This is a genomic window from Gordonia sp. GN26 (assembly GCF_054823965.1).
Map to the genome: position 1 here is coordinate 27,991 of NZ_JSYC01000046.1, position 12,296 is coordinate 40,286.

Annotated in this window: 11 protein-coding genes; 5 read left to right on the forward strand and 6 right to left on the reverse strand. The window is 67.3% G+C overall.

Features of this window, described 5'->3' with window-relative positions:
* Positions 1–15 precede the first annotated feature (15 nt).
* On the reverse strand, positions 16–321 hold the full coding sequence (rpsJ, locus tag OK17_RS11840; RefSeq protein ID WP_003938093.1) for a 30S ribosomal protein S10: 306 nt from the start codon (positions 319–321) through the stop codon (positions 16–18).
* Positions 322–726: 405 nt separating this feature from the next.
* Between rpsJ and OK17_RS11845 the strand changes: the two genes are divergently transcribed.
* Positions 727–1,203, forward strand: coding sequence for a hotdog fold domain-containing protein (locus tag OK17_RS11845; protein WP_232718310.1), 477 nt, complete (start codon positions 727–729; stop codon positions 1,201–1,203).
* Between the two features lie 16 nt (positions 1,204–1,219).
* Here the strand turns inward: OK17_RS11845 and OK17_RS11850 are convergent, their stop codons facing one another.
* The gene (locus OK17_RS11850; RefSeq protein ID WP_232718324.1) at positions 1,220–2,419 is read right to left on the reverse strand and encodes a hypothetical protein; all 1,200 of its coding nucleotides are present in this window, start codon (positions 2,417–2,419) and stop codon (positions 1,220–1,222) included.
* Between the two features lie 317 nt (positions 2,420–2,736).
* Between OK17_RS11850 and OK17_RS11855 the strand changes: the two genes are divergently transcribed.
* The 4 genes from OK17_RS11855 to OK17_RS11870 all read left to right on the forward strand — a co-directional run bounded on the left by OK17_RS11855 (position 2,737) and on the right by OK17_RS11870 (position 8,929).
* A complete protein-coding gene (locus tag OK17_RS11855; RefSeq protein WP_461417552.1) occupies positions 2,737–4,536 on the forward strand; it encodes an N-acetylglutaminylglutamine amidotransferase in 1,800 nt (599 codons plus the stop codon).
* Complete coding sequence (locus OK17_RS11860; protein WP_461417553.1) at positions 4,533–6,446, forward strand: S9 family peptidase; 1,914 nt, start codon at positions 4,533–4,535, stop codon at positions 6,444–6,446. Before OK17_RS11855 ends, OK17_RS11860 begins: the two co-directional genes overlap by 4 nt.
* Positions 6,447–6,454: 8 nt before the next feature.
* Positions 6,455–7,147 carry a GntR family transcriptional regulator gene (locus tag OK17_RS11865; protein ID WP_232718307.1) on the forward strand — a complete coding sequence of 231 codons (693 nt, stop codon included), beginning with the start codon at positions 6,455–6,457 and terminating at the stop codon, positions 7,145–7,147.
* A 159-nt stretch (positions 7,148–7,306) separates the two neighbouring features.
* Positions 7,307–8,929, forward strand: coding sequence for an NCS1 family nucleobase:cation symporter-1 (locus tag OK17_RS11870; protein ID WP_232718306.1), 1,623 nt, complete (start codon positions 7,307–7,309; stop codon positions 8,927–8,929).
* Positions 8,930–9,022: 93 nt separating this feature from the next.
* Here the strand turns inward: OK17_RS11870 and OK17_RS11875 are convergent, their stop codons facing one another.
* From OK17_RS11875 to mftG, 4 genes are all read right to left on the reverse strand, one after another.
* Positions 9,023–9,886, reverse strand: a complete 864-nt coding sequence (locus OK17_RS11875) for an LLM class flavin-dependent oxidoreductase (protein WP_461417554.1) — start codon at positions 9,884–9,886, stop codon at positions 9,023–9,025.
* A gap of 170 nt (positions 9,887–10,056) precedes the next feature.
* Entirely contained in the window at positions 10,057–10,641 is a 585-nt protein-coding gene (locus OK17_RS11880; RefSeq protein WP_232718323.1) for a hypothetical protein, read from the reverse strand.
* An 88-nt stretch (positions 10,642–10,729) separates the two neighbouring features.
* On the reverse strand, positions 10,730–11,161 hold the full coding sequence (locus tag OK17_RS11885) for a PPOX class F420-dependent oxidoreductase (RefSeq protein WP_232718304.1): 432 nt from the start codon (positions 11,159–11,161) through the stop codon (positions 10,730–10,732).
* Positions 11,162–11,339: 178 nt separating this feature from the next.
* Positions 11,340–12,296 (reverse strand): mycofactocin system GMC family oxidoreductase MftG (mftG, locus tag OK17_RS11890; RefSeq protein ID WP_461417555.1); only part of this gene is annotated, 957 nt, incomplete at its 5' end.

Here is a 12,296-nt window from a genome sequence, read left to right on the forward strand (position 1 = left end):
TATCTCGTCCCCGTCCTACTGGATGTTGACGTCGACACTGGCCGGCAGGTCGATGCGCATGAGCGCGTCGACCGTCTTCGGGGTCGGGTCGAGGATGTCGATGAGTCGCTTGTGGGTACGCATCTCGAAATGTTCGCGGCTGTCCTTGTACTTGTGCGGCGAACGGATGACGCAGTACACGTTCTTCTCGGTGGGCAACGGCACCGGGCCAACGACACGTGCACCCGTACGGGTCACGGTCTCCACGATCTTGCGCGCCGAAGCGTCGATCGCCTCGTGGTCGTAGGCCTTGAGCCTGATGCGGATCTTCTGTCCCGCCACGCTGTGTCCTCTTCCGTCAGTTGTTCTCGACAGACAAACACCGCGTGACCAGGGCAGGCTCTCGCCGGCTGAGCACATGACCGCCGTGTGAGATTCGGCAATCGACGCTGTTCATCTGTCGTTGTACGTTGGCTCGTCTCTGGAACGAACCTGTTTGCTCCGGCACCCGCGGTCGGGCGTGTCGAGTCCGTGAACCTGATTCGGAGCACGCGTTACACGCCCATTCCCCGTTAACCGGGCCTGGGAGTCATTCACCTGACCACTTCGGCGGTGTCGGCACAGAGTGCGACGTGCGTCTGCCGGTCAAGGCAACCCGACAAGTATGCAACAGAGGCGGGTGCCGATTCAAATCCGACCTCGTCACACCCCCGGTCCGCTCAACTGACCCGTGAGTAAGATACCCGCATGGCTGCTATCGGTTCCACCTACGCCCTGCGCAAGAAGCTTCCCGACAACGCTCTCGGGAACGTCCTGTTCTCGCTGGGCCTGGTCGCCAAGGCCCCGTACTTCGGTACCGTCTTCCCGCTCGTCCAGGAGATGGAGCCCGGTTTCGCCAAGGTCACCGCCCCCAACTGGTTCGGGGTCCACAACCACATCGGCACGTTCCACGCGATAGCGGCGTGCAACCTGGCCGAGGCCGCGATGGGTGTGCTCATGGAGGCCACCACCCCGACCTCGCACCGCTGGATCCCCAAGGCGATGGAGACGCGGTACCTGGCGAAGGCCACCACCCGACTCATCGCGGAGGCCCGCCTGGCCGAGCCGGTCGACCTCGCGACCATCACCACCGGCACGGACGTCACCGTGTCGGTCAGCATCACCGACACCAAGGGCACCGAAGTCGTGCACTGCGACATCACCACCTGGGTGACCCCGAAGTAGACATCGGTAGCGGTGGCTACCGGTAGCAGGCCTGCCAGCCGGCCGTGCGCACCGTCTCGGCCGAGCAGTAGGTCGCGCGCGGATAGTAGGGCCCCATCGACGACGCCGGGTCGGACTTGTTCGCCTGCGACGCCTGCACGCTGCTCGGGTAGAACTCCGACGACGGCAGCATGTTGCGGAGGAAGACGACCTTCGACACGGCCGTGCTGCCCCATGGGATGACGGTCAGGTCGGAGCCGGCCACCTGCGCCGCGGTCAGGTCACCGGGCGCCGCGACGACGTAGGTGTAGTAGCCGTCGGCGTCGATCCGGGTCGCGTGGTCGGCCGCACAGGCGACGACCGGGTAGGGCGTCACCTTGTCGTTCTGACACATCGACCAATACCGAAGCTGTTCGCCCGGGGTTGCCGGCGACTGCCCGGCGCGAGTGTCGGGGAAGCTCGGCGCCTTTCCGCGGATCACCGCGACGCGTCCGGGCTGGTAGTTGAGCAGCGAACCGATGTACTTGTTGTCGCCGTTGGGGAACAGGCCCGACGTGCTGGCCGGGTTCACGAAGGTCGCCTCCTTCGCGTTCCCGGGGAGGGAGGCCGACGCGGCGTTGCCGATCGCGTCGTCGAAGACCGTGGTGAGGGCCTGCGCGATCGGCCCGTCGTAGTCGCGCGGGTTGAACGGTTGCGCGCACGGCGCGACGGGGATCTTCTGGCCTCCGATCGAGAAGGTCACGTTCGGCAGTGGCACGCCGCCGTTCGGGGAGTTCGGGTCGTCGGGGACGTAGATCCGCACGATGAGGAAGCCGACAGGCGCGTTCTGACCACCGGCCGGGAGACCGCGGATCTCGTTGCGCGAGTGGTCGGCGGCGCCGGGCACGACCGTCGCCTGCCACGTGCGCTTCGACGCGGGCGGCATCGCGACCGGCGCGGCGAAGGGGTTGATGCTGCCTGCATCGGGCCGGATCTGGTTGTCGCGCAGCGTGTCGACCGTGTCGAGGTCGGTGCCGTAGGTGTTGAGCGAGAAGTACCGGGCAGCCGGAAAGGTCCCCGACAGGCGGATCGAGTCCCCCGGGCCGAGGGCGTACGGCAGCACCCAGTAGGTCGCGTTGGCGTCGGGGAAGGCGACGTTGAGATCGGTGCTGTTCGACATCAGCTGCCATGCGCATCCGGGCCCCGGCGCATAGCCCTGCGGGGCCGCCGACGCGGGGGCCGACCCCACGGCCGTCATCGCGAGCACCGCACCGACGACGACACCGGCAAGCCCGCCGACACGGCGCCTGACCTGTGTGAACAATGTTGCTCCCTCCGCCTCGCCAGATCGTAGCCACAGCTCACCCGGCTCGCCGGGCCAAATCCGCGACATCATCTCGGCCTGCCTCTCGGCGGCGATGCTCATAGGGTGAGAGATGGCCCTGCGGTCGACGCCCTCCCCGCCGGAGCGGCGCAAGACCCCGGGCTCCGCCCTCCGCGTGCGGCAGTATCGAAGAGGGACGGTATCGACGGGGAACCGCCCGACAGGCGCCACCGAGCAGGAGGACAGAGATCATGTGCGGAATCTGCGGCGAGATCCGTTTCGACGGCAGCGTGCCCGACGTGGCGACCGTCGACGCGATGACCTGCGAGATGACGCGCCGGGGGCCCGACGGGAGCGGCGTCTTCGCGAAAGGGTCTGTGGCTCTCGGACATCGGCGCCTGAAGATCATCGACCTGTCCGAGAAGGGCAGCCAGCCGATGATCGACCCCGCACTCGGACTGGCGCTCGTCTTCAACGGCTGCATCTACAACCACCACGAGCTGCGGGCCGAACTCGAGGGGAAGGGTTACTCCTTCTTCTCCCACGCCGACAGCGAGGTGATCCTCAAGGCCTTCCATGCCTGGGGCCCCGACTGCGTGGACCATTTCATCGGCATGTTCGCGTTCGCGATCGTCGACACCGACACCGGCGTGGTGACCCTCGGCCGCGACCGTCTGGGCATCAAGCCCCTCTACCTGGCCGACACCCCGGGCCGGTTGCGCTTCGCGTCGTCGGTGCAGGCGCTGCTCCGTGCCGGTGACGTCGACACGTCGATCGATCGTGTTGCTCTACACCACTACTTCAGCTTCCATGCGGTGGTACCGGCCCCGCACACCATCTACAACGACATCCGCAAACTGCCCCCGGCCACGGTCATGGTCATCCACCCCGACGGTCGGCGCACCGAACGGAAGTACTGGGAGCCGCGATTCGAGGCCCACCCCGACCGCGCGGACTGGGACGAGCAGCGTTGGCATGCCGAGCTCCTGGACTCGCTGCGCACCTCGGTGAAGCGACGCATGGTCGCCGACGTCCCGGTCGGCGTGCTCCTGTCCGGCGGCGTCGACTCCTCGCTCGTCGTGGCATTGCTCGCCGAGCAGGGGCAGACCGACCTGGCCACCTTCAGCATCGGATTCGATTCGGCCGCAGGCGAATCCGGCGACGAGTACGCCTACTCCGATCTGATCGCCGACACCTTCGCGACGGATCACCACAAGATCCACATCGGCACCGATCGGTTGCTGCCCGCGATCCCCGACACCGTCGCGGCCATGGGCGAGCCGATGGTCAGCCACGATTGCGTGGCCTTCTATCTCCTGTCGCAGGAGGTCAGCAAGTCCATCAAGGTGGTCCAGACCGGGCAGGGCGCCGACGAGATCCTCGGCGGTTACAGCTGGTACCCGCCGCTGCGCGGTGTGCCGCGCCAGGACACGACCCGCGCCTACGCGAACGTCTTCTTCGACCGCGACGACGCCGACATCCGCAGCATCCTCGCCGACGAGTACCTCCTCGAGGCCGGCTACGACCCCAGTTTCGCCTTCGCCCAGGCACACCAGTCGGCGCCGGGGGCCGACACCTCGGTCGACGCGGCACTGCGCCTCGACACCACCGTCATGCTCGTCGACGACCCGGTCAAACGCGTCGACACGATGACGATGGCCTGGGGACTCGAGGCCCGCGTGCCGTTCCTCGACCACGAGTTCGTCGAACTCGCCGCCGGCTGCCCGGCCGAACTCAAACTCGCACACGGGGGCAAGGGCGTTCTCAAGGAGGCGAGCCGGTCGCTCCTGCCGTCGGCGGTGATCGACCGGACCAAGGGCTACTTCCCGGTGCCCGGCATCCGCCACCTCACCGGCGGGGTCCTCGACCTCGTCAACGACACCCTCCGGTCGCAGGCCGCCGTCGACCGCGGGCTCTACCGGCCCGAGGCGCTCGACAAGCTCTTCGGCGACCCCAACGGCATCCGCACCCGTCTCGACGGCAACGAACTCTGGCAGGTCGCGCTCCTCGAGATGTGGCTCCAGACGACGGAAGCGAACGCCCGCCGGTGACTGCTCTGCGTTTCGACGACCGCGGTTGGAAGACCTATGGCGCCTCCCTCTCACCCGACGGGAGTGCGTTCGCCTACATCGTCGACGACGGCAACGGGTATCCCCGTGCGGCCCAGCGATCCCTGTCGCGTGACGGGGTCGGCGACCTGCGCTGGGTCAAGCTGCGGTCCACCGGTCCGGTCCGCAAGATCGTGCATTCCACCGACAGCCGGTGGCTGGCCGTCGAGATCGCACCCAGTGGCGGTGAGCACCACCAGGTCTGGGTGGTGACCACCGACCCCGACGACGACACCGCGCACCGGATCGCGGCTACCCGCCCGGACGGCCGGTCCTACGGGACCGTCCGCCTCGTCGGCTGGGACACCGACTGGGTCCTGCTCACCGCGATCGACCATGACGGCACCACGCACGCGCTGCGCGTCCACCCGGGCACCCAGACCACCCGGACCCTCGACCTGCGCGTCGGCAGCGAACTGATCGATTCCTGGAAGGGTGCGACCCTCGTCCGCGTCGGCCCGCGCGGTTATCACGACATGCTGCTGATCCGGCGCCGTCCCGACTCGTCCGACGACGAGGTCACGATGACGCCGCTGCTCCCCCAGGACCCCGGCGCCGTCACCGACCAGGGTTATGTGCTCGACCAGGGCTTCGACCACACATCGCTGGTCTTCGTTCCCGCGCCGAACGAACCCATCCGCGACCTCGACAGCGTCCAGGCGTTGGTGCGCAGCGACTTCGACGCGAAGTTCCCCCGGCTCCTCGGCGTCGAGGTGAGCAAGTTCGGCGTCCGGTTCCGGGTGATGGCGCAACGCGTCGACATCGGGCTCGACGAGTTCGCCGTCAGCCACGACCAGTCGACCGTCGCGCTGTTGTGGAACGTCAAGGGCCGCAGCGAGTTGCAGATTCTCACCCTCCCCGACCAGACGCTGCATCCGCCGATCGAGCTCCCCGGCGAGGTCGCCCACGATCTGTCGATCAGCGCGGCGGGCTCGGTGGTGTCGGTGACCGTGTCGAGCCCCCAGCACTCCCCGCTCGTCCACCTGATCGACGTCCCGAACCGGAAGGTGACGCCGGTGCGCGACGACGTCGTCACCGGCGAGGGTCCGTCGAGCCTCCTCCGCCCCGAGCTGGTGGAGTTCTTCGCGCGGGACGGCATGCCGCTGTCGGGTTTCCTGTATCGGGCCGCGAAGGAGAACCGCGACGACCGACCAGGTCCGACGCTGCTCTACTTCCACGGCGGCCCCGAGGGACAGACCCGCCCGGACTACCAGTTCCTCTTCGGCCCGCTCGTCGACGCCGGGATCACCGTCTTCGCCCCCAACGTCCGTGGCTCGTCGGGCTACGGTCGCCTCTTCTCCCACGCCGACGACCGCTACGGCCGGTATGCGGGCATCAACGATGCCGCGGATTGCGCGGAACTGCTGTGCCGCCTGGGAATCGCCGATCCGGACTCGGTGTACTGCTCGGGCCGCTCCTACGGCGGTTATCTGACACTGGCCTGCCTGACCTTCCACCCCGACCTGTTCGCGGCCGGCATCGCGATCTGCGGCATGAGCGACCTCGAGTCGTTCTTCCGCAACACCGAACCGTGGATCGCCGTCGCCGCGTACACCAAATACGGTCACCCCGAGTCGGATCGCGAGCTGCTCGCCGACCTCTCCCCCATCCATCGCATCGACGACGTGCGCGCCCCGCTCCTCGTGGTGCACGGTGCACACGACACCAACGTCCCGGTCAGCGAATCGCAACAGATCGTCGCCGAACTCCAGGCCCGCGGCGCGGTCGCCGAGATGCTGATGTTCGACGACGAGGGCCACGAGATCGTCAAGCGCAGCAACCAGCATCGGCTCACCGAGGCGGTCGCCGAGTGGATCTCGAAGTACCCGACGCGCCCCGGGGTGATGCGGTGAACCGGCGGATGACCGATCGGTTGCTCGCGCAACTGGCGGACACCCGCACCGGCAACGAGCGTGCGAACGTGCTCGAGGAACTCCGCCGGCTGATCCTGTCCGGTGGTGCGCCCCCGGGTACCCAGATTCCGCCCGCCGAGATCGCCGACGCCTTCGGGGTCAGTCCGATACCCGTGCGCGAAGCACTGAAGACCCTGGTCGGCGAAGGTCTTGTCGTGCACCGACCCAACGCCGGGTACCGCGTCAACCAACCCTCTGCCGACGAGCTCCGTGAGATCTACTTCGTGCGCGGCACCCTGGAACAGGCCGCGCTGGCCCGGTCGGTCGAGCTCATCGACGAGTCCGCTCTGCAGGTCGCCCGGGACCGTCACGCCGAACTCCTCGTCGCGGTGAAGTACAACGACGGCAAGGCATTTCACGATGTGTCCCGCGAGTTCCACCGCGCCCTCACCACCCCGTGCGCGATGCCGCGACTGCTCAACATGTTCGAGGCGACTTGGAACCTCACCGAGCCGTTCCAGATGATGCGCTCGGTCACCGCCGAGACGCAGGCGGCACTCAACGCCGATCACGAGGACCTGCTCGGGGCCTTCGCCGACCGCGACACCCCGTCGGTCCTCGAGGTCGCACGCCGGCACCACCAGCGACTCGAGATCGCGATCGTCGAGACCGCCGACCTCCTCGACGTCCGCCACGACTGACGAGTCCCACGACGAACATTCTTCGGAGGCGACCGGCTCACCCGCCGGAATATATTTGCGCGTTCATCGTCGGGTAACAAACCGTTCCTATTTTTGTCCCATCAGCATCGCCGCACCTGAGAGCGGTCTTCCACGCTGAGAGACGAACCGGGAGAACACATGTCCACACCGACCCCTGCCGAGGCGGCGCAGTCGCATCACGGCGCCGCGGGCGAGAGCGTCATCAAGGCCGGCTACGACGACCGGCTCACCAACACCGATCTGGCCCCACTGAAAGAACAGAAGTGGACCTGGTACAACATCTTCGCGTTCTGGATGTCCGACGTGCACAGCGTCGGCGGTTACGTCTTCGCCGGTAGCCTGTTCGCGCTGGGTATCGCCGCGTGGCAGGTTCTCGTCGCCCTCGTGGTCGGCATCGTCGCCGTGAACATTCTCAGCAATCTCGTCGCCAAACCCTCGCAGATGGCCGGTGTCCCGTACCCGGTGACGACACGAGTGTCCTTCGGGGTGAAGGGCGCCAACATCCCGGCGATCATCCGCGGCGCGATCGCGGTCGTCTGGTACGGCATCCAGACCTATCTGGCCTCGGTCGCGTTCGGCCTGCTGGCGTTGAAGTTCTGGCCGGGTCTCGAACCATGGGGCGACGTCGACCAGCACGGGTTCATGGGACTGTCGGCGCTCGGCTGGGCCGGCTTCCTCCTGATGTGGGTCCTGCAGGCGTTCGTGTTCTGGAACGGAATGGACACCATCCGCAAGTTCATCGACTTCTGCGGTCCCGCAGTCTATGTCGTCATGATCGCGCTCGCCGGCTACCTGATCGCCAAAGCGGGCTGGGACAACGTGAGCCTCGACCTCTCGGTCGGCGACGGCCTCACCGGATGGTCGTCGATCACGATGATGATCAGCGCCTTCGCGCTCGTGGTCTCCTACTTCTCCGGTCCGATGCTCAACTTCGGTGACTTCTCCCGCTACGGAAAGACTTTCGGCGAGGTGAAGAAGGGCAACTTCTGGGGCCTGCCGGTGAACTTCCTGTTCTTCTCGCTGCTCGTCGTGTGCACCGTCTCGGCAGCGGTGACGGTCATCGGCACGGATGCGGACGGCAACATCATCACCGACCCGGTCCACATCGTCGACAAGATCGACAACACCACCGCCGCGGTGCTCGGTGTGCTGACCTTTGCCATCGCCACGATCGGCATCAACATCGTCGCCAACTTCGTCTCCCCCGCCTTCGACTTCTCGAATGTGGCCCCCACCAAGATCAGCTGGCGCACCGGCGGCATGATCGCCGCCGTCGGTTCGGTGCTGATCACCCCGTGGAATCTCTTCAACAACCCGACCGCGATCCACTACACGATGGACACGCTCGGTGCCGTGATCGGTCCGCTGTTCGGCATCCTGATCGCCGATTTCTACCTGGTCAAGAAGCAGAAGATCGTCGTCGACGACCTGTTCACGATGAAGCCCGAGGGCACCTACTGGTACCGCAACGGCTGGAACCCGGTGGCCGTGGGCTCGACCGTCGTCGCCTCCGTTCTGCCGATCTGTGTCGTCATCTTCGGCACCGCCTACCAGGCCAGCTTCACCTGGTTCATCGGCGCCGGTCTCGGTATGGCGGTCTACTGGCTGGGCATGAAGTTCGTTCCCACCCAGATGATCTACGGTTCCGCACCCACCGCACACACGACCACCGACATCGCGGTCGACGCCGCGGGTGAACCCGAGCCGACGCCTGAACCGGTGGTCGCCGGGGCCGCTGCCGAGGAGACACCGAGCAGCTGAGGCGTCCGACCGTCGTCGACCCGACACCTTCTCGGAGCTGACAGCGGAATTTCGATCGGGCCGCGCGATCTCTTCGCGCGGCCCGATCCGTGTCTACGGGGTCCGACCGAGCCCGCGTGCCGCGATCGCCTCGAGAACGTCCATCGACGCCTTGTAGGGTTCGGTGTCGCGCGGCCAGGGGACGATGACGTCGGTGAAGCCGAGTTCGTCTGCGCGTCCGACCATGTCGTCGAAGAGGTCGATGCTCTCGAGTGGGTTACGCGGAGCAGCCTCGAGACTGAGGTATCGGTCGATCCGACGGCCCGGTTGCCGACCCAGTTCCTCGTCGAGGACCCCGACGGCCCGTGCGACGGATGCGAACCACTCGTCGAGGTCCTCTGTTGCCTGGCCGGTCGTCACCCAGGCGTCGCCGTGACGCGCGGCGAACCGCACCGAACGTGGACCGTTGCCGGCGAGCAGGAACGGCACCCGATCTCGTACCGGCCCACGCCCCAGGCGCATGTCCCGCGCGCGGAAGTACGGGCCGTCCGCGTCGACGTGATCCTCGCTCAGGGTCCGGTCGAGAAGACCGACGAATTCCTGGAATCGGTCGACGCGCTGCCCGACGGTCAGTTCCGGCTGCCCGAGCACGGCGTCGTCCGGTGTGCCGCCGACACCCAGCCCCAGCAGGAAACGGCCGTCAGAGATGTCCACGAGGGTCTCGACCTCACGCGAAAACGCTGCCGGGTGACGGAAATTGGGCGACACCACGAAGGCACCGAGTCCGATGGTGCTCGTGACGACGGCGGCCGCCGACAGCAGCGGCACACAACCCGACCACAGCGAGTCCGGCAGGCCGCCCCAGACGAGGTGGTCGTAGGTCCAGGCGTGATCGAACCCCATCTCCTCGGCCAGGATCCATCGCGGTCGGGACTGTTCCCAGGTCAGGTCGGGGAGGATGCAGATGCCGTGGCGCACGGCTCACACTGTACTTCGGCTCAGCGAGCGACCGGCGGGACCGCGCCGAGGATATCGATGACCGATCCTGCGTGCGTGGTCACGTAGACGCTCGTGGCCGAACAACACGGCACCGGTTGCGCCGACGGAGATCCCGGCCCGCGTCGACAGGTTCTCCCGTGCGACGCGGATCAGCGGTGCCGGGTTCCCGGCAGCACGATCGCCGACGCCACGAAGAAGCAGAGCGCGCCCACGAATGTCCCGGCGTTGGCGGCGATGGCATCGGCTGTCACACCGTCCTTGTTCACGAAGGCGCCGACGGCCGACACCCCGAACGCGACACACCCCACCCAGTTCACCAGGACCGACCACCAGCCCCGGTCCTCGAAGTCGAAACCGTGACCCGTCGACCGGGAGTACGCGGCGAAGGCGACCGCGCCGCTGATCAGGAAGGCAACCGAACCACCGGCGTCGGGAGACCACACGAGATGGCGCTCGCCGGCAACCGTGTGGGCGAACAGGGCGCTCGTCGTCGAGATGTTGAACAGCAGGGTCCCGACGGACTGGGTTGCGGCGCTGAGCCATTCGGCACGGATTGCTGATCCCGGCATCGATGCCTTCAGCTCGACGGGCGATGCGCTGCGCACCAACTGGATCAGCCCGGCGCCCGTGAAGAACCATGCGCCGACGAAGTAACACAGATTGACGACATCGGCGCCGGCGAGATCGCCGAATCCGGGTGCCGAGCCGAGAGCGAACAGCGCCGACCCGACCATGAATCCCCAGCACTGCTTCGGCAGCGTGGGCGCGAGCGGGGCGGTGGGCCAGGCACGACGCCGCGTCGGCGTTCGGGGTGCCGGCCGCTCAGGCGGTGACATCGAGACCCGCGATGACCTTGCTCGGTTCGATCCAGACACCCAGTTCGCCCGGCACGCCGTTGCGCGCACCGAACTCCTCGGCCCGTTCGGCACCCATGTATCGAGCGCCGCACAGCGTGGCGATCCGTCGGACTTCGTCGAGATCCTCCGTCACCACCGCGCGGCCCTGCACCTGGACGAAGCCGTACGGCGGTTCCGCCAGGTCGATCGACATCGTCACGCGCGGGTCACGTAGGAGCGCACGTCCTTTCGCGGTTGTCTCACCGGTGTTGAACGCCAGTCGGTCGCCGTCAACGACGAACCATACCGGGACCACCAGGGGCCTGCCATCGGCGGCGGTGTATCCGAGATGGCCGGTCTTGGTACCGGAGGCCAGGAATTCCCGGACCGCGGGATCCGACAGCGACGTTCCAGACATGTATTCAGCCTAGGTGTTCCCGATCCGGACGGTCTTGGTTCCAGTAGCCGGCGACGACTTTCGGTAGTAGATGTTTCCGCGTGGCCGATTCCCTCCCGCTTATCGGACAGTACCCGCGGGAAGGAAACAGACACCGCGGGAAGGAAACGGTCACGCGGGTAGACGAACAGTTCCTCGCTCACCCCTCATCCGAGATGAGGTTGCCGATATGGACGGCCACCATCATGATCGTGGCATGCGGCCCGCTGTGGCCCCCCGTCGGCAGGATCGACCCGTCGACGATCCGCAGGCCCTCGGCCCCGTGGACCGCGCCGAGCGCGTCGGTGCGCACACCCATGGGCATGGTGCCCCAGGCGTGCTGTGAGAATCCCGGCACCGCGGCCACCGAGACGCTGCCCGGCACGACGAGGCCGGCGAACTCCGCCGAGTGCAGCATCTCCACCGCCAGGTCGGCGCCCGCCCGCATTGCGGCGGTGACCTCGGCCGACGGCTCTCCGAACGCGAGGCGGATCCGTCCACCGTCGGCGACGAGACGCACCGGCGATCTGTCCATCGCGGTGACCTCGACCATCGGCCCGCCGCGCGGGAGGCCTTCGATGTAGGTCGCGAAATCATCTCGGTAGCAACGGATCTCGAGTCCATCGTCGGTGTGCAGCACCGTCGGCAGCACCATGCCGGGCTCGGCCGGTTCCTTCCGACGGTAGGAAACGGCCAGTCCGCGATGTTCACCGGCGTCGAGGAATGCGGCCCCGCCGAGCGCCTCGAGGTCCGAGGCGAGCAGGAGCTGGGCGGTGCCCAGTGCGCCGCCGGCGAGGACCACCTCGCCGGCCCTGACCGTGAATCGATCGGTGTGCACACCGGTGACACGGCGCCGGCCGGCAACCTCGAGCCGTCGGACCTCGCAGTCTGGGACGACGCGGAGATTGGGCCGGCCGAGGGCCTGATCGAGGTAGGCCTCGGCGGCGGTCCGGCGCAACATCCCGGACCGGTTGCCGAGCACCCGGTTCACGCCGACCACCGGCCAGCGGTCACGAAGCGACCGAACGGCCGTTCGCGCCGACCAGTACCGCTCGAAAGCCTTTCCGGCGTCGCCGAGTTCGTCGTCGGACACCGGTGAGACACTCATCGTGCCCCC